Source organism: Agrobacterium sp. O3.4, assembly GCF_041414895.1.
GTDB classification, from domain to species: Bacteria; Pseudomonadota; Alphaproteobacteria; order Rhizobiales; family Rhizobiaceae; genus Agrobacterium; species Agrobacterium cucumeris.
Window position 1 is genome coordinate 985,026 of sequence record NZ_JALPZP010000001.1, and the last position, 24,731, is coordinate 1,009,756.

23 protein-coding genes are annotated in these 24,731 nt (G+C 60.0%); 12 read left to right on the forward strand and 11 right to left on the reverse strand.

Annotated elements, in window-relative coordinates:
* Positions 1-13: 13 nt before the first annotated feature.
* Genes M0412_RS04785 through M0412_RS04795 form a run of 3 tightly spaced genes read left to right on the forward strand, consistent with a single transcriptional unit; the run spans position 14 to position 1,332 of the window.
* Positions 14-328: a helix-turn-helix transcriptional regulator gene (locus tag M0412_RS04785; RefSeq protein WP_269699650.1), complete on the forward strand. Its 315-nt coding sequence runs from the start codon at positions 14-16 to the stop codon at positions 326-328.
* Entirely contained in the window at positions 325-681 is a 357-nt protein-coding gene (locus M0412_RS04790) for an SRPBCC domain-containing protein (protein ID WP_269699649.1), read from the forward strand. The genes M0412_RS04785 and M0412_RS04790 overlap by 4 nt, the downstream gene beginning before the upstream one ends.
* Positions 682-723: 42 nt before the next feature.
* Positions 724-1,332 (forward strand): ATP-dependent Clp protease proteolytic subunit, encoded by a 609-nt coding sequence (locus M0412_RS04795; protein ID WP_269699648.1) that lies wholly within the window; start codon positions 724-726, stop codon positions 1,330-1,332.
* A 9-nt stretch (positions 1,333-1,341) separates the two neighbouring features.
* Here the strand turns inward: M0412_RS04795 and M0412_RS04800 are convergent, their stop codons facing one another.
* Together M0412_RS04800 and parE are read right to left on the reverse strand one after the other, a co-directional pair.
* Positions 1,342-2,232, reverse strand: coding sequence for an NAD(P)-dependent oxidoreductase (locus tag M0412_RS04800; RefSeq protein ID WP_269699647.1), 891 nt, complete (start codon positions 2,230-2,232; stop codon positions 1,342-1,344).
* 67 nt (positions 2,233-2,299) lie between these two features.
* Positions 2,300-4,420, reverse strand: a complete 2,121-nt coding sequence (gene parE, locus M0412_RS04805) for a DNA topoisomerase IV subunit B (RefSeq protein ID WP_269699646.1) — start codon at positions 4,418-4,420, stop codon at positions 2,300-2,302.
* Positions 4,421-4,628: 208 nt separating this feature from the next.
* On the opposite strand from parE, the gene M0412_RS04810 reads away from it, so the two are divergent.
* The 4 genes from M0412_RS04810 (at position 4,629) to M0412_RS04825 (ending at position 8,853) form a co-directional block, all read left to right on the forward strand.
* Positions 4,629-5,510 (forward strand): alpha/beta fold hydrolase, encoded by an 882-nt coding sequence (locus M0412_RS04810; protein WP_269699645.1) that lies wholly within the window; start codon positions 4,629-4,631, stop codon positions 5,508-5,510.
* Positions 5,511-5,726: 216 nt separating this feature from the next.
* Positions 5,727-6,497, forward strand: a complete 771-nt coding sequence (tpiA, locus tag M0412_RS04815; RefSeq protein WP_052818385.1) for a triose-phosphate isomerase — start codon at positions 5,727-5,729, stop codon at positions 6,495-6,497.
* A 115-nt stretch (positions 6,498-6,612) separates the two neighbouring features.
* Positions 6,613-7,065 (forward strand): preprotein translocase subunit SecG, encoded by a 453-nt coding sequence (gene secG, locus M0412_RS04820; protein WP_142839840.1) that lies wholly within the window; start codon positions 6,613-6,615, stop codon positions 7,063-7,065.
* 159 nt (positions 7,066-7,224) lie between these two features.
* Positions 7,225-8,853 carry a CTP synthase gene (locus M0412_RS04825; protein WP_161991195.1) on the forward strand — a complete coding sequence of 543 codons (1,629 nt, stop codon included), beginning with the start codon at positions 7,225-7,227 and terminating at the stop codon, positions 8,851-8,853.
* Positions 8,854-9,029: 176 nt separating this feature from the next.
* On the opposite strand, the gene M0412_RS04830 is transcribed toward M0412_RS04825, so the two are convergent.
* Positions 9,030-9,962: an alpha/beta hydrolase gene (locus tag M0412_RS04830; protein ID WP_269699644.1), complete on the reverse strand. Its 933-nt coding sequence runs from the start codon at positions 9,960-9,962 to the stop codon at positions 9,030-9,032.
* A gap of 206 nt (positions 9,963-10,168) precedes the next feature.
* Complete coding sequence (gene fumC / locus M0412_RS04835; protein ID WP_142839837.1) at positions 10,169-11,560, reverse strand: class II fumarate hydratase; 1,392 nt, start codon at positions 11,558-11,560, stop codon at positions 10,169-10,171.
* A 500-nt stretch (positions 11,561-12,060) separates the two neighbouring features.
* Between fumC and M0412_RS04840 the strand changes: the two genes are divergently transcribed.
* Positions 12,061-13,917, forward strand: a complete 1,857-nt coding sequence (locus M0412_RS04840; protein WP_269699834.1) for a murein L,D-transpeptidase — start codon at positions 12,061-12,063, stop codon at positions 13,915-13,917.
* 54 nt (positions 13,918-13,971) lie between these two features.
* Here the strand turns inward: M0412_RS04840 and M0412_RS04845 are convergent, their stop codons facing one another.
* Both M0412_RS04845 and M0412_RS04850 read right to left on the reverse strand, forming a co-directional pair.
* Positions 13,972-14,547 carry a hypothetical protein gene (locus M0412_RS04845; protein ID WP_269699643.1) on the reverse strand — a complete coding sequence of 192 codons (576 nt, stop codon included), beginning with the start codon at positions 14,545-14,547 and terminating at the stop codon, positions 13,972-13,974.
* Between the two features lie 26 nt (positions 14,548-14,573).
* A complete protein-coding gene (locus M0412_RS04850) occupies positions 14,574-15,275 on the reverse strand; it encodes an HAD family hydrolase (protein WP_269699642.1) in 702 nt (233 codons plus the stop codon).
* 190 nt (positions 15,276-15,465) lie between these two features.
* Here M0412_RS04850 and rpiA point away from each other — a divergent pair, with 190 nt between their 5' ends.
* From rpiA to M0412_RS04870, 4 genes are all read left to right on the forward strand, one after another.
* Positions 15,466-16,161 carry a ribose-5-phosphate isomerase RpiA gene (gene rpiA, locus M0412_RS04855; protein WP_003502924.1) on the forward strand — a complete coding sequence of 232 codons (696 nt, stop codon included), beginning with the start codon at positions 15,466-15,468 and terminating at the stop codon, positions 16,159-16,161.
* Positions 16,162-16,177: 16 nt separating this feature from the next.
* Complete coding sequence (locus M0412_RS04860; RefSeq protein ID WP_046800065.1) at positions 16,178-16,747, forward strand: DUF2059 domain-containing protein; 570 nt, start codon at positions 16,178-16,180, stop codon at positions 16,745-16,747.
* 147 nt (positions 16,748-16,894) lie between these two features.
* Positions 16,895-18,283 (forward strand): glutathione-disulfide reductase, encoded by a 1,389-nt coding sequence (gene gor, locus M0412_RS04865; RefSeq protein ID WP_269699641.1) that lies wholly within the window; start codon positions 16,895-16,897, stop codon positions 18,281-18,283.
* Between the two features lie 251 nt (positions 18,284-18,534).
* Positions 18,535-19,911 (forward strand): class II 3-deoxy-7-phosphoheptulonate synthase, encoded by a 1,377-nt coding sequence (locus M0412_RS04870; protein ID WP_142839833.1) that lies wholly within the window; start codon positions 18,535-18,537, stop codon positions 19,909-19,911.
* A 69-nt stretch (positions 19,912-19,980) separates the two neighbouring features.
* Here the strand turns inward: M0412_RS04870 and M0412_RS04875 are convergent, their stop codons facing one another.
* The 5 genes from M0412_RS04875 to sfsA all read right to left on the reverse strand — a co-directional run bounded on the left by M0412_RS04875 (position 19,981) and on the right by sfsA (position 24,727).
* Positions 19,981-21,720 (reverse strand): TadG family pilus assembly protein, encoded by a 1,740-nt coding sequence (locus tag M0412_RS04875; protein WP_142839832.1) that lies wholly within the window; start codon positions 21,718-21,720, stop codon positions 19,981-19,983.
* Between the two features lies 1 nt (position 21,721).
* A complete protein-coding gene (locus M0412_RS04880) occupies positions 21,722-22,144 on the reverse strand; it encodes a TadE/TadG family type IV pilus assembly protein (RefSeq protein ID WP_142839831.1) in 423 nt (140 codons plus the stop codon).
* A gap of 148 nt (positions 22,145-22,292) precedes the next feature.
* Positions 22,293-23,129, reverse strand: coding sequence for a DNA repair protein RadC (gene radC, locus M0412_RS04885; protein WP_269699640.1), 837 nt, complete (start codon positions 23,127-23,129; stop codon positions 22,293-22,295).
* Between the two features lie 13 nt (positions 23,130-23,142).
* Positions 23,143-23,976 carry a type I methionyl aminopeptidase gene (gene map, locus M0412_RS04890; RefSeq protein WP_046800109.1) on the reverse strand — a complete coding sequence of 278 codons (834 nt, stop codon included), beginning with the start codon at positions 23,974-23,976 and terminating at the stop codon, positions 23,143-23,145.
* 31 nt (positions 23,977-24,007) lie between these two features.
* A complete protein-coding gene (sfsA, locus tag M0412_RS04895) occupies positions 24,008-24,727 on the reverse strand; it encodes a DNA/RNA nuclease SfsA (protein WP_269699639.1) in 720 nt (239 codons plus the stop codon).
* Between the last annotated feature and the right edge of the window lie 4 nt (positions 24,728-24,731).

Here is a 24,731-nt window from a genome sequence, read left to right on the forward strand (position 1 = left end):
TTATGTGTTGGTCATGACTGAGAATGATATTTTCCGGGCGCTGGCGGACCCCACGCGCCGTGCCATTTTTGAAAAGCTGGCGGATGGCGCCATGAATGCTTCCGCGCTGCGCGAAGGCATCGACATCAGCCAGCCGGCCATGTCGCAGCATCTTTCGGTGCTGCGGGGGGCCGGGCTTGTGGTGGAACGGCGACAGGGCCGTTTCGTCAATTACGAGGTCGATCCGGACGGGTTGACGCGCATTGCGACGTGGCTTGGCAAATACCGCGCCTATTGGCCACAGCGTATCGAAGCTCTGAAGCTGCTGCTGAAGGATATGGATCAATGAACAGGCAAAAACCGGCATCTTCTGATGCTATCGAGCTTGAATATGATCTCGACGAACCGCCGCAGAAGGTGTGGCGGGCGATCAGCATTCCGGCGTTTCGCGCCATATGGTTGCCGGTAGAGGCTCTGGCGGAACCGGAAGCAATCGACAGCAAACCCGGCGAGGAGGTGCGATACAGGCTGCGCGACGATAATCCGCCCTTTCTGGAAAGCACCGTCACCTTCACGATCGCATCGAATGACCGTGGCGGCACCAGCCTGCGGATCATTCATGATATGCCCGCCATCAAGCCCGCACGGGTGGTAAAGGCGGCTGCCAACCACAACGGTTCGCCGATCAAGCTCGCCGCCTGACAGGCACGTTCCCCGACATTTTCAGACGACAGGAGTTCGCCAATGCGCGAAGCGATGCAACTCGTCCCCATGGTAGTCGAACAATCCTCAAGGGGAGAACGGTCTTTCGACATCTATTCCCGCCTGTTGCGGGAGAGGATCATTTTCCTCAACGGAGAGGTCAACGATACGGTTTCCGCGCTGGTCTGCGCGCAATTGCTGTTTCTGGAGGCGGAGAACCCGAAGAAGCCGATCCATCTCTATATCAATTCGCCCGGCGGCGTGGTGACCAGTGGTCTGGCAATGTATGACACCATGCATTACATCCGCGCCCCGGTTCATACACTGTGCATGGGAACGGCCCGTTCCATGGGATCGTTTCTGCTGATGGCGGGTGAACCGGGTGAGCGCACGGCGCTTCCCAATGCCAGCATCCACATTCACCAGCCGCTGGGCGGCTTTCAAGGGCAGGCTTCGGACATGCTGATCCATGCCGAGGAGATGCGGCTGACCAAGCACCGCATGACGCGGCTTTATTCCGAGCATTGCAAACACGGCTATGAAAAATTCGAAGCGGCCATGGACCGGGATTTCTTCATGACGGCGGAACAGGCTCTGGAGTGGGGATTGATCGACCGTATTCTCGGGGTTCGCGAGGATGTTGCGGCATAAGGTCGGCGCTTACTCGGATTTTCTGCTGATGCTGGCGCCTACAGGCAGGACTTCCAGGCTGCGCCGGGCAAGCCCGGCCAATACGTCCTCGAAGCCGAACCGGGATGTCCAGCCAAGTCCCTTTGCGGCGCGGGCCGGTGAATAGATCCGATCGATGGTCATCGGCAGCGCCCAACCCTCCCGCGCGAACGCGTCTGCAAGGGCCGGGGTCCGCTGCCGGAGAACGGAAGGCGCATCCCTGGCGAGGGCGTCGCAATCATCAGCGGAAAACGGGGTGGCTGCCGATATGATATAGTGCTGGAAATTTTCTCCCGTATTGCCGAGTGCCAGTGCATGAGCATCTGCGACATCACGGATGTCGACGCCGCGATGCAGCCGATAGGCGGCCATTACGTCAGCGGGCTCCGGGAAACTTCTGGACATGCGCAGCACGCGCACGGCGAGACGCGGGCTGGCCATTTCTTTGAGCAGATGCTCGGCTTCGAGCTTCGTACGGTGATAGATGCTTTTTGGCTGGGGCGGCGTATCTTCATCGATAAAGGTGCAGCTCCCCGTTGAAACCGCGTGTCCGTAGAGCGCCGTGGTGCTGGTGAAGACCAGCCGCTTAACGCTTGCCGCCATTGCCGCTTCCGCGACCATGCGGGTGCCATCGACATTGATACGCTGAAACTCGGCGTCTGGCACGCAGCCGACATGCGGGGCATGAAGGGCCGCGGTATGGATTACCGCATCAGCCCGCTCGAAAGCTCTCTGCAGAAGCATCCTGTCGGCGAAATCGCCGACGATATGGGTTGTGGAGAAGGGGGAGCGGTCTATGCCCGTGACATCGTGCCGGCCGGCCAGCGCACTGAAAATCGCGCGGCCGACCCGGCCGGAGCTGCCTGTCAGCACTATCCGCATGATGTTTCCTCCGCATCAACACAAAAGGCAGCGCGGGGCGCTGCCTTTCAAGGGGCCGTCTGGATAATCAGATATCCAGATTATCCGCAAACGCCGCCCGTTCCTGAATGAAGCGGAAGCGGGCATCGGCCTTGGTGCCCATCAGATTGTCGACGGCCTCGCGGGTGCCTTCGAAATCCACGTCGTCGATCTCGACGCGCAGCAGGGTGCGCTTTTCGGGATCCATGGTGGTTTCCTTAAGCTGCTGCGCCATCATTTCGCCAAGGCCTTTGAAGCGGCCGATTTCGACCTTCTTGCCCTTGAAGACGGTTTCCATCAGCTCGGCGCGGTGGGCGTCGTCGCGGGCATAGGCGCTCTTGGCACCCTGACGGATGACATAGAGCGGCGGCACGGCCAGATAGAGATGGTTGCCGCGAATGAGTTCCGGCATTTCCTGGTAAAAGAAGGTGATGAGCAGCGAGGCGATATGGGCGCCGTCGACATCGGCATCGGTCATGATGATGATGCGCTCATACCGCAGGTCTTCCTCGCGATATTTCGTGCGGGTGCCGCAGCCGAGCGCCTGAATGAGATCGGCGATCTGCTGGTTGGCGGAGAGCTTTTCGCGGCTGGCGCTGCCGACGTTGAGGATCTTACCGCGCAGCGGCAGGATGGCCTGGTTGGCGCGATTGCGCGCCTGCTTGGCCGAGCCGCCAGCCGAGTCACCCTCGACGATGAAGAGTTCGGCATTTTCGGCGGTGTTCTGGGCGCAGTCCGCCAGCTTGCCGGGCAGGCGCAGCTTGCGCACGGCGGTCTTGCGGTTGACTTCCTTTTCCTTGCGACGGCGCAGGCGCTCTTCAGCGCGCTCGATCACCCAGTCGAGCAGCTTGTCCGCTTCACCCGGATTGCCGGCGAGATAATGGTCGAAGGGATCGCGCAGCGCATTTTCAACGATGCGCTGGGCCTCGACGGTTGCCAGCTTGTCCTTGGTCTGGCCGACGAATTCCGGTTCGCGGATGAAGACGGAGAGCATGCCGGCCGCCGAAATCATCACGTCATCGGTGGTGATGTCCTTGGCGCGCTTGTTTTGCGTCAGTTCGGCATAATTCTTCAGGCCCTTGGTGAGCGCAATACGAAAACCGGCCTCATGCGTGCCGCCTTCGGGTGTCGGAATGGTGTTGCAATAGGAATGGATCTGCGTGTCGCCGCCATACCAGGTGACAGCCCATTCCAGCGCGCCGTGGCCGCCGGTTTTTTCGGTGCGGCCGGAGAAAATCTCGCGGGTGACGGTGAATTCCTTGCCGAGCGTGGCGGCGAGGTAGTCCTTGAGGCCGCCGGGGAAATGGAACACGGCTTTTTCGGGGATTTCACCACCGGCCGGCACCATGCCGGGATCACAGCTCCAGCGGATTTCAACGCCGCCAAAGAGATAGGCCTTGGACCGGGCCATGCGGAAGATGCGGGCCGGTTCGAACTTGGCATGATCACCGAAGATCTGCGGATCGGGATGGAAACGCACGCGGGTGCCGCGGCGGTTGTGCACGTCGCCCAGTTCCTCAAGCCCGCCAATCGGCGCGCCGCGCGAAAAACGCTGGCGATAAAGCTTGCGGTTACGGGCCACTTCCACTTCGAGAAGATCGGAAAGCGCATTGACCACGGATACGCCGACGCCGTGCAGACCGCCCGATGTCTCATAGGCCTTGCCGTCGAACTTGCCGCCGGCATGCAGCTTGGTCATGATGACTTCGAGCGTGGATTTTCCGGGAACCTGCGGATGGTTTTCCACGGGAATGCCGCGGCCGTTATCAGTGACCGTCAGAAAACCTTCGGCATCGAGATGAACCTCGATGAAATTGGCGTGGCCGGCGACGGCCTCGTCCATGGAGTTGTCGATGACTTCGGCAAACAGGTGGTGCAGCGCCTTTTCATCGGTGCCGCCAATATACATGCCGGGACGCATGCGCACCGGCTCCAGCCCTTCGAGCACGCGGATCGAGGAGGCGCCGTAGTCGTCACCGGAAGGAGACACTGGCGCGGGCGGGGCAGGCGGCGTGACGGCCGCAACGGCTGCGGGTTTCGGCTGCACGTTCACATTCGCGGCTGCGGTCGCCGGGGCCTTCACGGGTTTGCCCGCGTCCTCGTTCGTTTCCGTTTCGCTGTTTTGTGCCGCCGGAAGACCGGAGAAGAGATCGTTGCTGTCGTCCATCATGTCCAAGGTTCAAAAATAGTGTCGTCAGAATTTCGCCAGGCGAATCATTTTGTATATGAGGCGATTATAGCGCCAAACGTGTAAGCCATGTGGCCGAACGCGGCGCGCCATACGCCAAGACCCATGTCAGGGTTTCGCAACAGGAGGATTGCGCCGCCGCCTTTGTGATGGCAAGTCTCGCAGCCACGAATGAACGGTTAACCAAGTCATGTCCACAGCTCATTTCACGTTTTGTACTCTTTTCTGCCTGACTGTTGCGGTGATGCCGGGCGCTGCTTCCGCTGCCGATGGGCCGCTGCGCCCCTTCAAGGACGAGCTGTTTTCCAGCCAGACGGTGCTTTCCACCGGAGATGGCGGCGCGTCGGAAGTCATCGATTATCAGGAGATGCGCGACATCAACGGCCGCGACGAGGTGCCGGAGCGGCGGGTGAAGCGGCAATATGTGGATATGACGCCGAAGAAGGCGCAGGCGCTGGAAACGGTGTCGGTTGAGGGAAGGGCGCTTGAGGTCGGCCGCGTCGGGCCGGCAAGCGGGCAGGCCTTCACGGTCATCTTCATCCATGGACGCGGCGGCGACCGGCGGCTCGGCATGAACGACTATACGTTCGGCGGCAATTTCAATCGGCTGAAAAATCTCGCGGTGGCCAATGGCGGAACCTATTATGTTCCGAGCGTGCGCTCCTTCGATGAAAACGGCGTTGCCGATGTTGCGGCGCTGATTGCCGATGCGGCCAAAAAGTCGGGCGGAAAGCCTGTCGTGCTCACCTGCGCCTCAATGGGCAGTTTCATCTGTTATGGCATCAGCCGCGACAAGCTTGCGGTCGCCAATCTCAAGGGTATGGCGATCCTTGGTGGTGCGGTCGATCCCGATTTTCCGAAAAGCGCCTTTGCCAAAGCGAAGAAACCGGTCTGGTTCACCCATGGCAGTGCTGACAAGGTCTATTCGGCCGACAGCCAAGCGACGATCTTTCGTGCATTGCTGAAGGCCGGGGAGCCGGCGCGGTTTACGCGGTTCGAGACCGGCAGCCACGGAACGCCGGTGCGCATGACCGACTGGCGGGCGGTTTTGAACTGGATTTTAAGTCGCTGAGGCCGCTGTTTTGGGTCAGCGGTGGCGAATTTTCAGAAATTGGCCGTCGTTTTGAACCTTCGGACCGCTTTTTTGTACCATTTATCGCCGGGGCCGTTTAAAGGAATATCCCGGGATTTCCGGCAGTGTTTCTGTCGCGATTATGGGCCGTGAGACGGCTGAGGGAAGGGGTGCTGCCAAAGGCGGCAGCCTCGAGACAAAGGGAATGGGATACGCATGACGCCGAATGTTCGACCGCTTGTTGCCGGAAACTGGAAGATGAACGGCACGCGTGCCTCGCTCGATCAGATCAAGGCCATGGCAGAGGGCGTCAAGGGCGCACTGTCCGAGAAGGTGGATGCGCTGATCTGCCCACCCTCGACGCTGCTTTATGTGGCAACGGCGCTGTGCGATGACAGCCCGCTGATGATCGGCGGACAGGATTGCCATCAGAATGCATCCGGCGCACATACGGGCGATATTTCCGCCGAAATGATTGCCGACTGCTTCGGCACCCATGTCATCGTCGGCCATTCCGAGCGCCGCACCGATCACGCCGAGACGGATCATCTGGTGCGTGCCAAGGCCGTGGCCGCCCATCAGGCCGATCTCATCGCCATCGTCTGCATTGGCGAGACGGCGGATGAGCGCAAGGCTGGCCAGACGCTCGATATTCTCAAGCGCCAGCTGGCTGGCTCGCTGCCGGATGAAGCGACGGCTGAAAATACGGTCATCGCCTATGAGCCTGTCTGGGCGATCGGCACCGGTCTCACCCCCACCACGCAGGACGTGCGCGAGGCCCATGCCTTCATGCGCGACGAGCTCGTCAAGCGCTTCGGTGAAGCCGGCAAGACCATGCGCATTCTCTATGGCGGTTCGGTGAAACCCGCCAATGCGCTGGAACTGATGGGCGTCGAGAACGTCGATGGCGCGCTGATCGGCGGCGCCAGCTTGAAAGCCTCGGACTTCCTTTCCATCTATGCGGCATATGAGCAACTGACGGCCTGAGACCAGCTTTCCTGTCACAGGGGTTGGAAAGGGGCTTGGAATAAACCTTCGCCTCATGTAAAGAGCCGCGAAACCTTCTTTGTAGTGCTCCGCGCGGGGCATGGAATGGATTGTCATGCAGACCGTTTTGATTGTTATTCACCTCATGATCGTGCTGGCGCTTGTCGGCGTGGTCCTGATCCAGCGTTCCGAAGGCGGCGGCCTCGGTATCGGCGGCGGTTCGGGCTTCATGTCCGCGCGCGGAACGGCCAATGCGTTGACCCGCACGACGGGGATTCTCGCCGCGCTGTTCTTCCTGACGTCGCTCGGCCTTGGTCTTATGACCCGCTACGAATCGCGCCCGACCGACATCCTGAACCGTATTCCGGCCACACAGGGCCAGGGCAACGGCATTCTCGACACGCTCGGCCCGGCAACGACGCCCGCAACACCGGCTCCGGCTGGAAATGGCGTTCCGACCAATAGTGGCGCAGCCGCACCCGCACAGACGGCTCCGGCCGCTTCCGGTACGGCCGCTCCGGCACCGGCGCAGCCCGCCGATCCGAACGCAGTTCCGACCGGTCAATAAGCCCGGTTCTGATTTAACGCTCCGGCAGGCCAAAAGCCTGCCGGTTTTCTTTTGTTCGTATTCCGGCCAGTTGAATTACACATTCGTCAACAGCGAATTTGTAACAGCATGAAATTTGGGCTGGCGGAATCAGAGGTAAAAAGGTATCCGGTGAATCCCATGGCGCGATATGTATTCATCACAGGCGGCGTGGTCTCCTCTCTCGGTAAGGGCATCGCAGCTGCGGCACTCGGAGCTTTGCTGCAATCCCGTGGTTATCGGGTGCGGCTTCGCAAACTCGACCCCTATCTGAACGTTGATCCCGGCACCATGAGCCCGACACAGCACGGCGAAGTGTTCGTGACGGATGACGGTGCCGAGACGGACCTCGACCTTGGCCACTATGAACGCTTTACCGGGCGTTCGGCCACCAAGACCGACAACATCACCACCGGTCGCATCTACAAGAACATCATCGACAAGGAACGGCGCGGCGATTATCTCGGCGCAACGGTTCAGGTCATTCCGCATGTCACCAACGAGATCAAGGATTTCGTGATCGAAGGCAATGACGATTACGACTTCGTCATCTGCGAGATCGGCGGCACGGTGGGTGACATCGAGGCGATGCCGTTCATGGAAGCGATCCGTCAGCTCGGCAACGACCTGCCGCGCGGCACGGCGATCTATCTTCACCTGACACTGATGCCCTATATTCCGGCGGCTGGCGAATTGAAGACCAAGCCGACCCAGCATTCCGTCAAGGAACTGCAGGCGCTCGGCATTCATCCCGACATCCTGCTGGTGCGCGCCGACCGGGAAATTCCGGAAGCCGAACGCCGCAAGCTTTCGCTGTTCTGCAACGTGCGTCCTTCCGCCGTCATCCAGGCGCTGGATGTGGCGAATATCTATGACGTTCCGATTGCCTACCACAAGGAAGGCCTCGATTCGGAAGTGCTGGCCGCGTTCGGCATCGAGCCGGCGCCGAAGCCGCGTCTGGAACAGTGGGAAGAGGTTTGCAACCGTATCCGCACGCCGGAAGGCGAGGTCACGATTGCGATCGTCGGCAAATATACCGGCCTCAAGGATGCCTATAAGTCGCTGATCGAGGCGCTGCATCACGGCGGTTTTGCCAACCGCGTCAAGGTCAAGCTGGAATGGATCGAGTCGGAGGTCTTCGAAAAGGAAGATCCGACGCCCTATCTCGAAAAGGTCAACGGCATTCTGGTGCCCGGCGGCTTCGGCGAGCGCGGTTCGGAAGGCAAGATCATGGCGGCGCAGTTCGCGCGTGAGCGCAACGTGCCCTATTTCGGCATCTGCTTCGGCATGCAGATGGCGGTCGTGGAAGCGGCCCGTCATCTCGCCGGCATCGAAAATGCCTCTTCGACCGAATTTGGTCCGACGTCCGAGCCTGTTGTTGGCCTGATGACCGAATGGGTGAAGGGCAACGAGCTGGAGAAGCGTTCCTCCAAGGGCGATCTCGGCGGTACGATGCGTCTCGGCGCCTACAAGGCGGCGCTGAAGAAAGACACCAAGATCGCCGATATCTACGGCACCACGGATATTTCCGAGCGCCACCGTCACCGCTACGAGGTGAATGTGGACTACAAGGATCGGCTGGAAGAATGCGGCCTCGTCTTCTCGGGCATGTCTCCGGATGGTGTGCTGCCGGAAACGGTGGAATATCCTGACCACCCGTGGTTCATTGGTGTTCAGTATCACCCTGAACTGAAGAGCCGCCCGCTCGACCCGCATCCGCTTTTCGCCAGCTTCGTTGAAGCGGCGGTGGAGCAGAGCCGGCTGGTTTGATGGTTTGAAGAATATGAAAAGGGTCGCGACAGCGGCCCTTTTTTTTGTGCACGCACTCGCCGCCAAAGTTTCGACGATGCGTCTTGCTCCGTCATCCTCGGGCTTGACCCGAGGGTGACGGAGGAGAGGGTACAACTAGTCCGAAGATGCACGGTGCGGTGGATCGCCGGGCTGCCTCATGCCAGAAAGTTCTGTCTCCGCAGCCACGCCTCGTACCAGCTTGGCCACTTTTCCGTTGGGGTGCCGGCCTTACCCATGCCAAAGCCGTGGCCGCCTGACGCTATTGGATGAAGTTCAACATCCACACCAGCCTTTTCACAGGCCTCTTGCATGATACGGCTGTTGGCGGGATTGGAAATCCGGTCATCATCCGCCTGTGTGAGGAAGACCGGAGGGCAGTCTTTGCTCACGTGACTTTCCACCGACCATTGCCGCGTTGCTTCATCTGCCGGGTGCCTGCCGACGAGCGATCTGCGGGTTGATGTGTGGTCATAGGGAGCTGCAAGCGTAATGACCGGATAGATCAGCGCTGCGACATCCGGCCGGGCTGATTGCCTGTCGATGTCATCGACGCCTTCGTAAGACGTGAACGCCGAACGGGCGGCCGCGAGCCCCATCAAGTGCCCGCCAGCAGAGAAGCCGAGCGCGCCGACCCTGTGGGGATCGATCTGCCATTCCGGGGCGCGTGCACGCACCAGACGAAATGCGCGCTGCGCATCCTGGAGCGGTGCGAGCGGCCCGGCGGCCCATGCTTCAATTGGCAGGCGGTAGCTGAGGACAAAAGCGTAAATGCCTCTGGCCGCGAGCCAGCGTGCGGCGGGATAGGATTCCTTGCCTTCCTCTATGCGTTTATATCCGCCACCACCGGCTATGATCATCGCGGCCCCATTGGGCGTGTCAGGGGCAAATATCTCAAGGCTTGGTATGGCGATATTGGTGACGGCGCCTTTTTTGCTGATTTCCGCAGGGCCGTCAGGGCCGCCGCCACCGGGAGACAGGCCGGGCCAGAGGGCAATGCGAGATCGATTGTTCTCAGCAAACAGGTTGGGGACTTTCATCGCCGTTGCGAGGAATGCGCCCGCAAGAAGCAGACTGCGGCGGCAGATCATGGCGTCATCCTCATCGCGAATTTGGATCCGGTATTCCCCCGGAATTGCAGTGTAAGAGGCCGATATAAAAAACCAACAGGACAATATGGAGGCAACCGGATATTCCGGTTCGCGCCAGCGATGTCACGGCCGGCCTGCGGCGTGTCAATCGAACAAACAAAAACGGACCCGAAGGCCCGTTTTCATGTCCGTTGCATGTGACCGGCTTATTTCGGGCCGATCATGTTTTCCGGGCGTACAAACTGGTCGAATTCCTCGTTGGTGAGGTATCCGCCACCAACGGTTTCTTCGCGCAGCGTTGTGCCGTTCTTGTGCGCGGTCTTGGCGATCTTGGCGCAGATGTCGTAGCCAAGCTTGCCGTTCAGCGCCGTCACCAGCATCAGCGAGTTTTCGACGCCCTTTCTGATATTGTCTTCGCGGGCCTCGATGCCGACGACGCAATTGTCGGTGAAGGAGACGGCGGCGTCGCCCAGAAGCTGGACCGACTGCAGGAAGTTGTAGGCCATCATCGGGTTATAGACGTTGAGCTCGAAGTGGCCCTGCGAACCGGCAAAGGAGAGCGCTGCATTGTTGCCGAAGATGTGGGCGCAGACCTGGGTCAGTGCTTCCGACTGGGTGGGGTTGACCTTGCCCGGCATGATCGACGAGCCGGGCTCGTTTTCCGGCAGCGACAATTCACCGAGACCGGCGCGCGGGCCTGAACCGAGGAAGCGGATGTCGTTGGCGATCTTGAACAACGCTGCGGCAGCCGCATTGATCGCGCCATGCGAGAAGACCATGGAATCATGCGAGGCGAGCGCTTCGAACTTGTTCGGCGCGGTGACGAAGGAAAGGCCGGTGATCTTGGAAATCTCGTCGGCAACCTTTTCGGCAAAACCGATGGGAGCGTTGAGGCCCGTGCCGACGGCCGTGCCGCCCTGGGCGAGCTTGGAGAGCGCGGGCAGGGTGGTTTCAATGTTGGCGATGGCGGAGGCGACCTGCGCGGCATAGCCGGAGAATTCCTGCCCGAGCGTCAGCGGGGTCGCATCCTGCGTGTGGGTACGGCCGATCTTGATGATCTTCTCGAACTGCTTGACCTTGGCTTCCAGCGCCTTGTGCAGGTGCTTGAGGGCGGGCAGCAGGTGGTGAACGATCTCTTCCACGCAGGCGATGTGCATCGCCGTCGGGTAGGTGTCGTTCGAGGACTGGCTCATATTGACGTGGTCATTGGGGTGGACGGGCTTCTTGGTGCCCATTTCGCCGCCGAGCATTTCGATTGCGCGGTTGGAAATCACCTCATTGGCATTCATGTTGGACTGGGTGCCGGAGCCGGTCTGCCAGACGACGAGCGGGAAATGCTCGGTCAGCTTGCCGTCGATGACTTCCTGTGCGGCGGCAATGATGGCGTCGCCGACCTTGGGGTCGAGACCCGCCAGCGCCATGTTGGCACGGGCGGCAGCCTGCTTGACGATGCCCAGCGCACGAACGACAGAGGCGGGCTGCTTTTCCCAGCCGATCTTGAAGTTGCCGAGCGAGCGCTGCGCCTGCGCGCCCCAATAGCGATCGGCCTGAACTTCAATGGGTCCAAATGTATCGGTTTCCGTCCGTGTGGCTGTCATCAATCTTGCCTTTTTACTCGTGTTCCTCCGCCAAAACGGCGCCTTCGCCCGCCTTGCGCGGCCGATATATAGAATCATCGCGCCGGCAATGAAAGCGCTGCAATGCGGCAGAGGCAGATATTTCCCGCCGCGTTAGGGCGATTTCGACACGAGCGCAGGGCCGGGGTGAAAAACGAACCGGCGTGGCATTTTTACTACGTCGCGAAATGACCGGAAAACCGGGCTTTCGGTGGCATGTGGGTGGTGCTGGGAGCCACGGCAAAGTGAATGAAATAAATAGAAATTTAACCATTCTCGCCAATTCTGGAAATTACGTTTTTATGGCTTTGGCTGTATCATAAGGTTCATTTCGGCACGGTTGTGAACTTTGGGCGTTTCTTTTCAACGGGCCGTTGATCGGCTAGACAGGCATGAAACTGATGCCCGCCGTTTTTCTGGCGGTGCTGGGTGCTACGAGGATCAAATTGCAAGTCACATCTGGAAAAACATCGGCAGCGCTGGTGCTGGTTCTCGGTCTTTCCGTTTCCACCGCTCTTCCCGGCAGCGCCGCTGCGGTAACGCTGATGGACCTTCTGCGCGGCGGCCCGGGCAAGGTTGCGCGTGACCGTGGTGAGTTGCCGCCAGCCGGTATCGTCACCTCGCCGTCGGTTTCAGGACCGAGCGCCGATGCTTCCGATCCCGAGCCCCTGCCGCGCGTTTCCGGCCCGCGTTATTACGACTACAAGGCAGATACCGCCCGCGCCGTGAACACGGCCAATTTCAGTGACGATCTCGCCAATCTGAAGTTCAGCGCCACGCCTGAAATCGCCAAGGCACTGGAAGCCTATTACGGCGCCGGCGGCAAGACGCTGTGGGTTTCCGGCGGCGAGTTGACCGAGCGTGCCAACGCCGTCATCGCCTTCTTCGAGACGGTTGGCGAAAGCGGTCTCGATCCGGCCGATTACAGCATTTCCGCACCGGCAAAGGATGTGACCGCCAGCATCAGCAGCAATGCCACGGGCACGACGGCAACCGGTACACCGGTGGAAACGGCATCGGCATCGACCTCCGACGCCTATCAGCGGGCGCAGATGCGGTTCGAACTGGCGCTGTCTGCCAAGGTTCTGGCCTATGTGCAGGATACGACCCGCGGCCGTGTCGATCCGAACCGGCTCTCCGGTTACCATGATTTCAAGCGCAAGACGGTAAACCTCGCGCCGGTGCTGAAGCTTGCTGGCCTCAGCCCCGATGTTGCTGCCTATCTGCGCAGCCGCGAACCATCGAGTGCCGAATATCAGGCGCTGAAGGCTGACCTGGCCCGCCTGCGCGGTGAGGGCGATGCGGCTCATACCGTCCGTGTTCCCGCCGATCTGGTGCTGAAGCCCGGCAATAGCAGCGCCGACATGGCCAATGTGGTCAAGGCGATCGAACATCGCGCTTCGCCGGCCTTCAAGGCCGAACATGCGGCGATCATTTCGGGCTACCAGCAGACGCAGGACTATACGCCTGACCTCGTCGATCTGGTGAAGGCGTTCCAGAGCGAAAACGGCCTCAAGCCGGATGGCGTCATCGGCCGCGCCACTGTTCGCGCCATGGTTGGCGAAAGCAACGAGGCGAAAATCGCCAAGGTGCAGGTGGCCATGGAGCAGATCCGCTGGCTGCCGGCCGATCTCGGCCAGCGTTACGTCCTTATCAACCAGCCGGCTTTCATGGCCTATTACCACAATGATGGCGTGGAACAGTTCGGCATGAAGGTGGTCGTCGGCTCCAAGGCCAACCAGACCTATTTCTTCCAGGACGAAATCCAGACTGTCGAGTTCAATCCCTATTGGGGCGTGCCGCAGTCGATCATCGTCAACGAGATGCTGCCGAAGCTGCGCCGCGATCCCTCCTATCTCGACCGGCTGGGTTATGAAGTGCAGGTGGGCGGCCGCGCGGTCTCCTCCACCAGCGTCAACTGGTATGGCTCGACCAACGCCGTTTCCGTGCGCCAGCCGCCGAGCAGCGACAATGCGCTGGGCGACCTGAAAATCCTGTTCCCCAATGCGCATGCGATCTACATGCATGACACACCGGCCAAGAGCTTCTTCAACCGCGACATGCGGGCGCTGAGCCATGGCTGTATCCGTCTGGTCGATCCGCGCCGCATGGCGGCTGCGGTTCTCGGCACCAGCGTCGACAAGGTGGGCGAGCAGATTGCTTCGGGCAAGAACCGCGCCGTGCAGGTGCCGGTGAAAATCCCGGTCTATGTCGCCTATTTCACCGCCTGGCCGGACAAGGACGGCAAGGTGCAGTTCTTCGATGACGTCTATGATCGTGACAGCTATGTGCAGAAGGCGTTTGCCGTGACGACAAAGGCGCGGGCCGCGTCGATCTGATAAATCGCATTGAGAGAAAAGCGCCGGAAACGGCGCTTTTTTTGTTTCGCCCGCTTATGGTTCCGGGGTTTGTGGCTTGAAGAGTTCGAACGCCAGTTCGTCATCGCTATCAAGCAGGCTGGCGAGCCTCAGCGCTTCTTCCGGCGGCGATTTGCGGACGAGCAGTTCATAAAACAACAAATGCACGAACAGCGGTGTCGCGGCACCGTCTGGATAACCTGATGACGCCACATAGGCTTTTGCACCGCCCTCGATAAAGGCTTTGGCGAAAGCCCCGGAGCCCGTGCAGCAGGCCGTGCTGAAAACCACGGTCTCGCGCAGATCGACGGTTCCGAGGAACGCTTCGGCGGGCATGCTGGTGTCCAGCAACTCCATCCGGGTCACTTCAGGGTCGAATTCGCCGACCACAAGCCCGTTTTCATCGCCATGGCCGCTGATGATGAGATAGGGCGGCGGGTTGTCGGGTTGTTTCAGGCACACCAGAATATCTTCCGGAGTGCCGGGAAGATGCAGCCGGACCGATGCGCCAAGGCTTTCCAGCACCGCTCTCAGAAGCAGGGCTTCGCCGGTATCGCCAATGGCGATGATGCTGACGGCGGTGCGGGGAAAGAAGAATTTGTGATCGACCATGGCGAAGCTGCGGATATCACGGCGGTTTACGCCGCCGCGTCGCGTCCGGTCAGCAACCGGCCCACCAGATCGGGCGTCAGTGCTGCAAAATCATCGATCACGACGTCAGGTTCCAGCTCGGCCATCGGCACATCCGTGTAACCGAAGGTCACGCCGATCGACGGTACGCCGGCGTTCTTTGCGGCGAGAATATCGTTGATGCTGTCGCCGACCATGATCGAGCGTCTGCTATCGCCGCCGGCCTTTTCGATGGTGCCGAGAATATGGCGGGCATCCGGTTTGCGGAAGGCGAAGGTATCGCCGCAGGTGATGGCCGCGAAATATCGCGTCAGCCCCAGTTTTTCGAGCAGCGGCACAGCGAGGATTTCAGTCTTGTTGGTGCAGACGGCAAGCGTGATACCGGCTTCCGAGAGCGCATCCAGCGTGTTGACGATGCCGGGATAGGGGCGGCTTTCACCCGGCATTTCGGCGCGGTAATGGGTGATGAAACGCTCATAGAGCGGATCGATCTCGGCTTCCGGCAGTTCCGTCTGGCGCAATGCGAAAGCCCGCTTGATCATCACCCGCGCACCCTGGCCGACAAGGTGGGTCAGGTCGTCATAGGTGACGGGCGCAAGGCCGGCAACGGCGATGGTGTGGTTGAGGCTCGAGACCAGGTCGGCGGCGGTATCGACGAGCGTGCCGTCGAGATCGAAAATGGCAAGCGGAGAGAGCGGGCGGGATGTCACGGGAACGGGCCTCTTGGAGAATGCGGGTGTCGAGGTGTCGGTGCTTTCATTCGCGCCAAGCCTAGGCAAACGGGCCTGTCTTTGCAACCGCGTCACAACGTTCTGTTCGTTGGCTTGAAAAAGGCTTTCGTTTGGCTTTCGACCCGTGTAAACAGCACGGCGACGACAAAGCTACCGGAGTTTCAGGCACATGGATGCCCGCCAGATGAAGATCAAGGCCGCCGAGGCCGCATTGTCCCACGTGCAAGACGGGATGAGGCTTGGTATCGGCACGGGTTCGACGGCCGAGGAATTCGTCAGGCTTCTGGCCGAGAAGGTCGCTGCCGGCCTGAAAGTCGAGGGTGTTCCGACATCCGAGCGCACCGCGCGTCTCTGCGTCGAGCTTGGCGTGCCACTGAAATCTCTCGATGAATTGCCGGAACTGGATTTGACCATCGACGGCGCTGACGAAGTCGATCATGCGCTGCGCCTCGTCAAGGGCGGCGGTGGTGCTCTTCTGCGCGAAAAGATCGTTGCGGCAGCATCTGCCCGCGTGATCGTCATTGCCGACCAGAGCAAGGTCGTCGAGACGCTGGGCGCCTTTCCGCTTCCCATCGAAATCAACCCGTTCGGCCAGGTGGCGACACGCATCGCCATTGAAAAGCTGGCGGCTCGATCCGGTCTTTCGGGCGCATTGACAATGCGTTCATCCGGCGACGGCGCCTTCATGACGGATGGCGGACACCTTATCCTCGACGCATCTTTTGGCCGTATTCCTGATGCAGAAGCGCTAGCACGCGAGCTGAACACGATTCCCGGTGTCGTCGAGCACGGACTTTTCATAAATTTGGCATCGCTTGCCATTATCGCGGGTCCTGAAGGCGCCCGCGTGATGCAGGCAGTATAACAGGAGCGAGATTTTCATGATCAAACTAGCGGGACTGGGCAAAGCTGCCGCTGCTTCGATCCTCATTTCCGGCGTTGTGTTCGGTACTGCCGTACGCGCTCAGGAAATTTCGGAAGCGCATGTTGCTGCCGCACGGCAGGCAATCGCCTCTCTTGGCGTTACCGACCGTTTTGACGACATTCTGCCTGGACTGGCCGAGCGTCTGAAGGCCGAACTCATTCAGGCCTCGCCGAACGTCGAAGACGCCATCACCGAGACCGTCGATGCCAAGGCTCTCGAGCTTGCGCCGCGCCGCGCCGATCTGGAACGCGAGGCTGCACTCACCTATGCGCGCGCCTTCAGCGTTGAAGAGCTGAACGCCATTTCCGCCTTCTACAGCAGCGAAGCGGGCAAGAAGCTTCTGAAGGATGGCCCTATCGCCACGCGCGAACTGATGAAGGCCGCCGATATCTGGGCTGCCGGCATCAACCGCGATCTCAACGCGTCCAGCATGTCTGAACTGCAGAAGGTTGCCGGCGCTGATCTGAAGCCGCTTCCGGCCGACCAGAACGCCACGGGCGGCGCTCCGGCTGCTCCCAAGCCCTGATTGAATGAACAGACAATTCAGAAATATTCAAAGCCCGGTCGCAAGACCGGGCTTTTCATTTGTGCGTCGCAGCACCTATATGTGCCGTGAAGACGCCACCATTCGCCTTGAGGGCTGATGGCGTGGTTTTGATCAGGGGTTTTGACTATGACAGCTTATGACTACGATCTTTTCGTCATCGGTGGCGGCTCGGGCGGCGTGAGAAGCGGCCGCGTGGCGGCCTCGCTCGGCAAGCGCGTGGGGATTGCTGAAGAATACCGTTATGGTGGCACCTGCGTCATCCGCGGCTGCGTGCCGAAGAAGCTGTTCGTCTACGCCTCGCAATTCCCCGAACATTTCGAGGACGCCGAAGGTTTCGGCTGGAGCGTTGGTGAGCGCAGCTTCGACTGGAAAAAGCTGATCGCGGCGAAGGACAAGGAAATTACCCGTCTCGAGGGGCTGTATCGCAAGGGGCTGGAAAACGCCAAGGCCGATATTTTCGACAGCCGCGCCGAACTGGTCGATACCCATACCGTGAAGCTGACAAAAACCGGTGAGACCTTCACGGCAGAGCGTATCGTTATTGCCGTCGGCGGCACGCCGAACGAGCACAGGGCGTTGCCCGGCCACGAGCTGACGATCTCGTCCAACGAAGCATTTAATCTGGAAGAATTGCCGAAATCGATCCTGATCGCCGGCGGCGGTTACATCGCTGTTGAATTCGCCAATATCTTCCACGGTCTCGGTGTTGAAACGACGCTGATCTATCGCGGCAAGGAAATCCTCTCGCGTTTCGATCACGACATGCGCAAGGGCCTGCATGAGGCGATGGAGGCCAAGGGCATCCGCATCATTCTCGAAGATATCATCGAGGAAGTCAGCAAGGATGGTGCCGATGGTTTCGTGGCGCGCACCAAGCAGGGCAGCTCACTGCATGTCGGCCTGGTCATGCTGGCGCTCGGCCGTGATCCGAATACCAAGGGTCTGGGTCTGGAAAATGCCGGTGTGAAGCTGGATGCGCGCGGCGCGATCATCGTTGATGATTATTCGCGCACCAACGTGCCGAGCATTTTCGCGCTGGGCGACGTCACCGACCGGGTACAGCTGACGCCGGTGGCGATCCACGAGGCCATGTGCTTCATCGAGACCGAATACAAGAACAACCCGACCAAGCCGGATCACGAGCTGATTGCAACGGCGGTGTTCTCGCAGCCGGAAATCGGCACCGTCGGTCTTTCGGAAGAGGAAGCGGGCAGGAAATATCCGGAGCTGGAAGTCTATCGCGCCCAGTTCCGGCCGATGAAGGCAACGCTTTCCGGCCGCCAGGAAAAGACGATCATGAAGCTGATCGTCAATGCCGCCGACCGCAAGGTCGTTGGCGTGCATATTCTCGGCCACGAAGCGGGTGAGATGGCGCAGCTTCTCGGCATCACGCTGAAAGCCGGCTGCACCAAGGATGATTTCGACCGCACCATGGCGGTTCATCCGACGGCCGCTGAAGAGCTGGTGACGATGTATTCGCCGAGCTACCGCGTGGTGAATGGCGAGCGCGTGTAGCGCTGATGCAAGCGTGATATGATCGCTGTCCGAATTCGCCCGCCGCCCTTCGAAAACGGATGTTTTCTGGATGGCGGCGGGTCGGTTAAATCGTTTGAATTGACTTTTGTGCATCTGGAGTGCCCAAAAGGGGCAGATTGAGCCCGATAGCCCTGACATCGGCTATGCAAAGCCGATGCTTGGAGCTATAAGCCGCTCAATTTTTCGAGGCGGTCGCGCGACAGTCGCGCGGGCGAAAAAAGGGTAAGAACATGGCACAGAATTGGACACCCGGCAGTTGGCGGCAGAAACCGATCCAGCAGGTTCCCGAATATCCTGACGCAGCAGCGCTTGCTGCAACGGAAGCCACACTTGCGACCTATCCGCCGCTGGTTTTTGCCGGTGAGGCCCGCCGCCTGAAGAAACAGCTCGCCAATGTGGCTGAAGGCAACGCCTTCCTGCTGCAGGGCGGCGATTGCGCCGAAAGCTTCCTCGAGCATGGCGCGGACAATATCCGCGACTTCTTCCGCGCTTTCCTGCAGATGGCCGTTGTGCTCACCTATGGCGCGCAGCTGCCTGTCGTGAAGGTGGGGCGTATTGCCGGCCAGTTCGCCAAGCCGCGCTCTTCCAACGTGGAAGTGCTCGATGGCGTGACGCTGCCGTCCTACCGCGGTGACATCATCAACGGTATCGAATTCAACGAAGGTTCGCGCATACCGAGCCCGGAGCGCCAGCTCGACGCCTACCGCCAGTCGGCCGCGACGCTGAACCTGCTGCGCGCTTTCGCGATGGGTGGTTACGCCAACCTTGAAAACGTTCACCAGTGGATGCTCGGCTTCATCAAGGACAGCCCGCAGGCGGACCGTTACCGCAAGCTGGCCGACCGGATTTCCGAAACCATGGACTTCATGAAGGCGATCGGCATCAGCGCGGACAATAATCCGAGCCTGCGCGAAACCGACTTCTTCACCAGCCACGAAGCCCTGCTGCTTGGCTACGAAGAGGCGCTGACCCGCATCGATTCGACCTCCGGTGACTGGTACGCGACATCAGGCCACATGATCTGGATCGGCGACCGCACGCGTCAGCTCGACCATGCGCATGTGGAATATTTCCGTGGCATCAAGAACCCGATTGGTCTGAAATGCGGTCCGTCGCTGACGCCTGACAATCTGATCGAGCTGATCGATGCGCTGAACCCGGCAAACGAGGCCGGTCGCCTGACGCTGATTTGCCGTTTCGGCCATGACAAGGTGGCGGACAGCCTGCCGAAGCTCATTCGCGCCGTCGAGAAGGAAGGCCGCAAGGTCGTCTGGTCTTGCGACCCGATGCATGGCAACACGATCACGCTCAACCACTACAAGACGCGTCCGTTCGAGCGCATCCTGTCGGAAGTCGAAAGCTTCTTCCAGATCCACCGCGCCGAAGGCACGCATCCGGGCGGCATCCACATTGAGATGACCGGCAAGGACGTGACGGAATGCACGGGTGGCGCGCGCGCCGTGACGGCGGATTCGCTGTCGGACCGTTACCACACCCATTGCGATCCGCGCCTCAACGCCGATCAGGCACTGGAGCTGGCGTTCCTTCTCTCCGAGCGCATGAAGAGCGGCCGGGACGAGAAGCGTCTGGCGATTGCCAACGCCTGATACAAAGAGCGATCAAATGAAAAGCCGCCGGGATATTTCCCGGCGGCTTTTTTGTGTCTATCTTCGGGGTTATTGCACCAGCGCCGGCTGCTGGCAGCGCACATCGGTGACGCGCACATCGGCTTCGCCGATCTTGACGCCGAGAACCAGAAGCACGTTGTAGAGCAGCTGATCGACCGGAGCGGTAACCACCGCAAGGGTGTTGGCAAGCGCTGCCTGAATGCCCGCGAGACCTCCCAGATCAAGGTTGAGGAAGAGCAGCCTGATATCCAGATTGAGGTTCTTCAGCAGCGAGCTGACAAGAGTGGTGACGGTGTCCTTGGTGGATACGCTCTTGATCTTGGCTTGGGTGATATCCGACTGCGTGAAGGTCAGCTTGGTTTTCGTCATGTTGGTGGCATTGATGAGGGCACTGCCATTGATGGCAAGCAGCGCTGAATCGACGATTGCCGCCTTGGTGACACGCGGGTCCTTGCCGAAATTGGCAAAAGCTGAGGTATCGACATTGCCGAGCGCAATTTCCGCGACGCCGGGAACGACCTCTACATCGACTGTTCCCTGTCCGCCGCCCGTGCAGCGAATATCGGCAAGCCGTGCTTCGGCATGGGCGACTTCCACATAAAGCGGGATATTGACCTTGAGGCCGGCAATGGCCTGAAGCCCGTCCACCACGACACTGACGGCCAGCCGGGTCTGTGCGGTGCGGACGATGGTGCCCTGACCACCAACGGCGAGCGACGGGGTTTCGACCGGCGGCTCACCGATGGCAAGCGTTGCCTTGACGGAGGCGAGACCGAGAACATTGGCGTTGAGATTGAGCGCCAGCTGATTGCCGCCATTGCCGGCAACGGCTGCGGCATTGAGGAGATCGAAGACACCGGCGGTGACCTTGAGGTTTTCACCGCTACCGATCAGCTTGTCCGAGAAAGGTCCGAGATTGAGGATTTCTTCCAGCTTGAGCTTGATGTTGCTCTTGTTGGCGGTTTTTTCCAGTGTCTTCAGAATGTTGGTGACAGCCGGCTGCAGGCCGGTGGTTTTGGTCAACGCATTGAGGAACTGACCGTAGGTGATTTCCGTCTTCAAAACATCCTTGTAGGTGCCGGCGGTGAGCTTGAGATCGATGGCAAGCGCCTCGACGACATGCAGCGCGTTGACATCGGCGGCAACCAGCCCCTGGTAATCCATGAGTTTGAGCGAAACCGTGGTGCCAAGCAGGCCGCCGAGCAGGCTGTTCAAAATGCCTTCATCGAGACTTGCCAGTCGTGAACCCACCGAAAATGCCGCGATCTTCTGGGACGAGGCCGTTCCGACCGCAGAGATCTTTGGCGGGGTGGTGAAGGCGGCGGCGAAGAATATCTGGCCCTTTTCGACGATGTTCACTTTCACCGCATTGGTGGGAAGGGCGTTGTCCACGAACCGTGCGCCGACAGGAATGGTTGCATCCGGCTCATAATGGCCCTTGATGACCTCGGCGTAACCGTTGCTGCTTGCAAATTCGTTTGCGGGATCGAAGGGTTGAAGACCGTTTGGAGTAAGCAGGCCCTGCGGCGTCTTGACGCCGAGATCCATGCCGTTGAGGGCGAAATATTGCTGAACCGCCTTTTCCGGATCAGCGGCATTGGCCGCCGCCGATATGGCTGCGAGATCGGCGGTCTGCTGCAACTGCCGTTTCTGCAGGGTCAGATAACCGTAGTCGACGCCAAGCGCCAGGACGCCGATGAAAAGCGGCGCGGTAAGCCCGGCCGAGATGGCAATGTTGCCGGCCCGATCCTTCAGGAAAGCGGGGAGCAGGGAAGGGATAGTCCGCATGTCATGCTCCTCCGATCCGGATGGTGGAAAAACGCCGGATGACCGGCTCTGGCATGGTGTAGCTGTAGAGGCTCCAGATCGGCAGATCGCGGGCGTCATATTCGACCTTGACCGTGAACTGGTTGGCATTGGCGGGATCTGTGGCGACATCGACGGTGAAACGGGCCTTGTCCATGAAAGCGTAACTGAGATCGCTTTTGGTGACGAAATCCCGGGCAAGCTGCTGGCGCTCGGTTGTATTGAGGCCGGCAACCGCCGTTCTCGCCGCATCTGCGGCGATCTGTTGCACCGAATAGGCCGCCATCAGGTAGATGCCGTAGGCGATCATGGTGAGAAGGACGAGAAAGAAGATCGGCGCGACGATGGCGAACTCGACAGCATTCGAGCCGGACCGATCGCGAAGGAAACGCACTGCATTACGCATAAAGCACCCCCGTTCCTCAAGACACCAAGGTTCGATGCCTTGTTTTATTATTTTCGGAAATGCTAATTTATAGGTGTTAATTTTTTGTTGATGCCGCCCTTATGGGTTGCATGCACGTTAAAGCCTTCGCGTCAGTACCCGTTGATTTTCAAATAAGCCGAAGCCCTTTGAAGCTGGCATGGCCATCCTTGCCGATGATGATGTGGTCGTGGACGGTGATGCCGAGCGGCTTGGCCGTATCGATGATGGTTTTGGTCATCTCGATATCCGCCCGCGAGGGGGTGGGGTCTCCACTCGGGTGATTGTGGATTAGAATCAAGGCCGTAGATGATAGTTCAAGGGCGCGGCGCACCACTTCACGCGGGTAGACCGGCGTGTGGTCCACGGTTCCCTGACCCTGTACCTCGTCGGCGATCAGGACATTGCGCTTGTCGAGGAAGAGGATGCGGAACTGTTCGCGCGTTTCATGGGCCATGGCTGCATGACAATAATCAATGACCGATGACCAGGAGCCGAGAACCTGCTTGTTGCGGATTTCGCTTTTCAGCATCCGCTGGGAAACGGACGCAACGAGTTTGAGATCGAGCGCCACGGCCTCGCCGACGCCCTTCACCTCCTGCAACAGTGGCAAAGGCGCGCCGAGAACACCGCCGAGCGTTCCGAAACGGGCAATCAGCGCCTTGGCGATCGGTTTGGTATCGCGCCTCGGGATCAGCCGGAACAGCAGGAGTTCCAGCAATTCATAGTCGGCAAGCGCGGCGTCGCCGCCATCGCGGTAACGTGCCCGCAACCGGTCTCGATGGCCGTGATAATGCGCGGTCTCCGCTTCCTGTTCGGCAATGGCGACGGTGGGTTTTTTCGGAGCGTTTCGCGGTTCGGCAAAAAAGCCTCGCTCATCCACCGCATCGAACAGGTCGCCTTCGCCCGCCTCAAAGCCTGACGTCGGGGAAAGATCGGCGGGAGGCGGGGCAGGGCGTTTTGCCATAGGCGGTCTGGCCTTATGCGAGTGGCGGCAGGCCCGGGCGATCAAAGCCGCCCGGTGACAGCGTGAAGATTTCGCAGCCGGTGGCTGTGACGCCGACGGCATGTTCATATTGCGCGGAGAGAGAACGGTCACGCGTCACCGCGGTCCAGCCATCCGAGAGCACCTTCACATGCGGCTTGCCAAGATTGATCATCGGCTCGATGGTGAAGATCATGCCCTCGCGAATTTCCGGCCCTTCCTCCGGCTGGCCGTAATGCAGGATGTTCGGCGTGTCGTGGAACAGGCGTCCGACGCCATGGCCGCAGAAATCACGCACCACCGAGCAGCGCTCGGCCTCCGCATAGGCCTGGATTGCCGCGCCGATTGCACCGGTGCGCGCACCGGGCTTGACCGCTGCGATGCCGCGCATCAGGCATTCATAGGTTACTTCCATCAAGCGCTCGGCGGCGCGCTTGATCTGGCCGACCGGATACATGCGGCTCGAATCGCCATGCCAGCCGTCAAGCACATAGGTCACGTCGATATTGACGATATCGCCGTCGCGCAGGGGCTTTTCATCCGGAATGCCGTGGCAGACCACATGGTTGATCGAGGTGCAGACGGATTTCGTATAACCGCGATAATTCAGCGTCGCCGGCAGCGCGCCATGGTCGGCACCGAATTCGAAGACGAAACGGTCGATGGCGTCAGTCGTCACGCCGGGCTTGACGATCGCTGCCAGTTCATCGAGGCAACGCGCCGTCAGCTGGCACGCCTTGCGCATCCCGTCGAAATCCTCAGGCGTATAAAGGCGGATGACGCCGGTATTCTTGAGGGGGGCGGAGGCTGCGTCGATATAGGTAACCATCTTGGTGCTTTCTGTCTCTTTACGTCCCTGTTCATAAAACAGCGGGACGCCATTCGTCCATCTTAACCGTTCCGCTGACCGAAATTTGTGTCGGGGAGACCGCGCATTTCACCGCATAGGCCTCGACACCACGCGCCATTGCCCGCTGAAACGCCAGCGCGTAGACGGGATCGAGATCATCGCAGATGCGCATCCGCTCGCAATCGTCGCGCTGAATGAGATAGAGCATCACCGAGCGGTAACCGGCTTCCGCTGCGTCACCCAACTCCTCCAGGTGCTTGGCACCGCGTTTGGTGGCGGTATCGGGGAATTCGGCCAGACCCCTTTCGCGCATGAAATGCACGTTCTTCACCTCTACATAGGCATCCGGCCGGCCGGGTTCGGACAACAGGAAATCGATGCGGGAATTGCGGCCGTATTTCTGTTCGCGCCGGATTGTCGAATAGCCGGCGAGTTCAGGGATACGGCCGTTCAGGATCGCCTCTTCCGCCAGCCGGTTCGGCATGCCGGTATTGATGCCGACCACGGTGCCATCGGCCTCGACCATTTCAAACATGTGCCGGTATTTGCGGGTGGGGCTGTCGTGTTCGGATAGCCAGATGCGCGAGCCCGGTGTCGTCAGCCCGCGCATGGAGCCGGTATTGGGACAAGAACCGGTAATCGCCGTGCCGTCGTCCAGAACGGCATCGAAGAGGAAACGCTTGTAGCGGGAAATCAGCGTGGCGGGAACGAGTGGGGGTGTGAAGAGCATGTGG

Coding starts and splice junctions, on each gene's coding strand:
- M0412_RS04795 (WP_269699648.1), top strand. CDS start 724: ATGCGCGAAGCGATGCAACTCGTCCCCATGGTAGTCGAACAATCCTCA.
- M0412_RS04800 (WP_269699647.1), bottom strand. CDS start 2,232: ATGCGGATAGTGCTGACAGGCAGCTCCGGCCGGGTCGGCCGCGCGATT.
- M0412_RS04880 (WP_142839831.1), bottom strand. CDS start 22,144: ATGCGTAATGCAGTGCGTTTCCTTCGCGATCGGTCCGGCTCGAATGCT.
- M0412_RS04790 (WP_269699649.1), top strand. CDS start 325: ATGAACAGGCAAAAACCGGCATCTTCTGATGCTATCGAGCTTGAATAT.
- radC (WP_269699640.1), bottom strand. CDS start 23,129: ATGGCAAAACGCCCTGCCCCGCCTCCCGCCGATCTTTCCCCGACGTCA.
- M0412_RS04875 (WP_142839832.1), bottom strand. CDS start 21,720: ATGCGGACTATCCCTTCCCTGCTCCCCGCTTTCCTGAAGGATCGGGCC.
- gor (WP_269699641.1), top strand. CDS start 16,895: ATGACAGCTTATGACTACGATCTTTTCGTCATCGGTGGCGGCTCGGGC.
- rpiA (WP_003502924.1), top strand. CDS start 15,466: ATGGATGCCCGCCAGATGAAGATCAAGGCCGCCGAGGCCGCATTGTCC.
- M0412_RS04810 (WP_269699645.1), top strand. CDS start 4,629: ATGTCCACAGCTCATTTCACGTTTTGTACTCTTTTCTGCCTGACTGTT.
- sfsA (WP_269699639.1), bottom strand. CDS start 24,727: ATGCTCTTCACACCCCCACTCGTTCCCGCCACGCTGATTTCCCGCTAC.
- M0412_RS04860 (WP_046800065.1), top strand. CDS start 16,178: ATGATCAAACTAGCGGGACTGGGCAAAGCTGCCGCTGCTTCGATCCTC.
- map (WP_046800109.1), bottom strand. CDS start 23,976: ATGGTTACCTATATCGACGCAGCCTCCGCCCCCCTCAAGAATACCGGC.
- tpiA (WP_052818385.1), top strand. CDS start 5,727: ATGACGCCGAATGTTCGACCGCTTGTTGCCGGAAACTGGAAGATGAAC.
- M0412_RS04870 (WP_142839833.1), top strand. CDS start 18,535: ATGGCACAGAATTGGACACCCGGCAGTTGGCGGCAGAAACCGATCCAG.
- parE (WP_269699646.1), bottom strand. CDS start 4,420: ATGATGGACGACAGCAACGATCTCTTCTCCGGTCTTCCGGCGGCACAA.
- M0412_RS04825 (WP_161991195.1), top strand. CDS start 7,225: ATGGCGCGATATGTATTCATCACAGGCGGCGTGGTCTCCTCTCTCGGT.
- fumC (WP_142839837.1), bottom strand. CDS start 11,560: ATGACAGCCACACGGACGGAAACCGATACATTTGGACCCATTGAAGTT.
- M0412_RS04830 (WP_269699644.1), bottom strand. CDS start 9,962: ATGATCTGCCGCCGCAGTCTGCTTCTTGCGGGCGCATTCCTCGCAACG.
- M0412_RS04785 (WP_269699650.1), top strand. CDS start 14: ATGACTGAGAATGATATTTTCCGGGCGCTGGCGGACCCCACGCGCCGT.
- secG (WP_142839840.1), top strand. CDS start 6,613: ATGCAGACCGTTTTGATTGTTATTCACCTCATGATCGTGCTGGCGCTT.
- M0412_RS04845 (WP_269699643.1), bottom strand. CDS start 14,547: ATGGTCGATCACAAATTCTTCTTTCCCCGCACCGCCGTCAGCATCATC.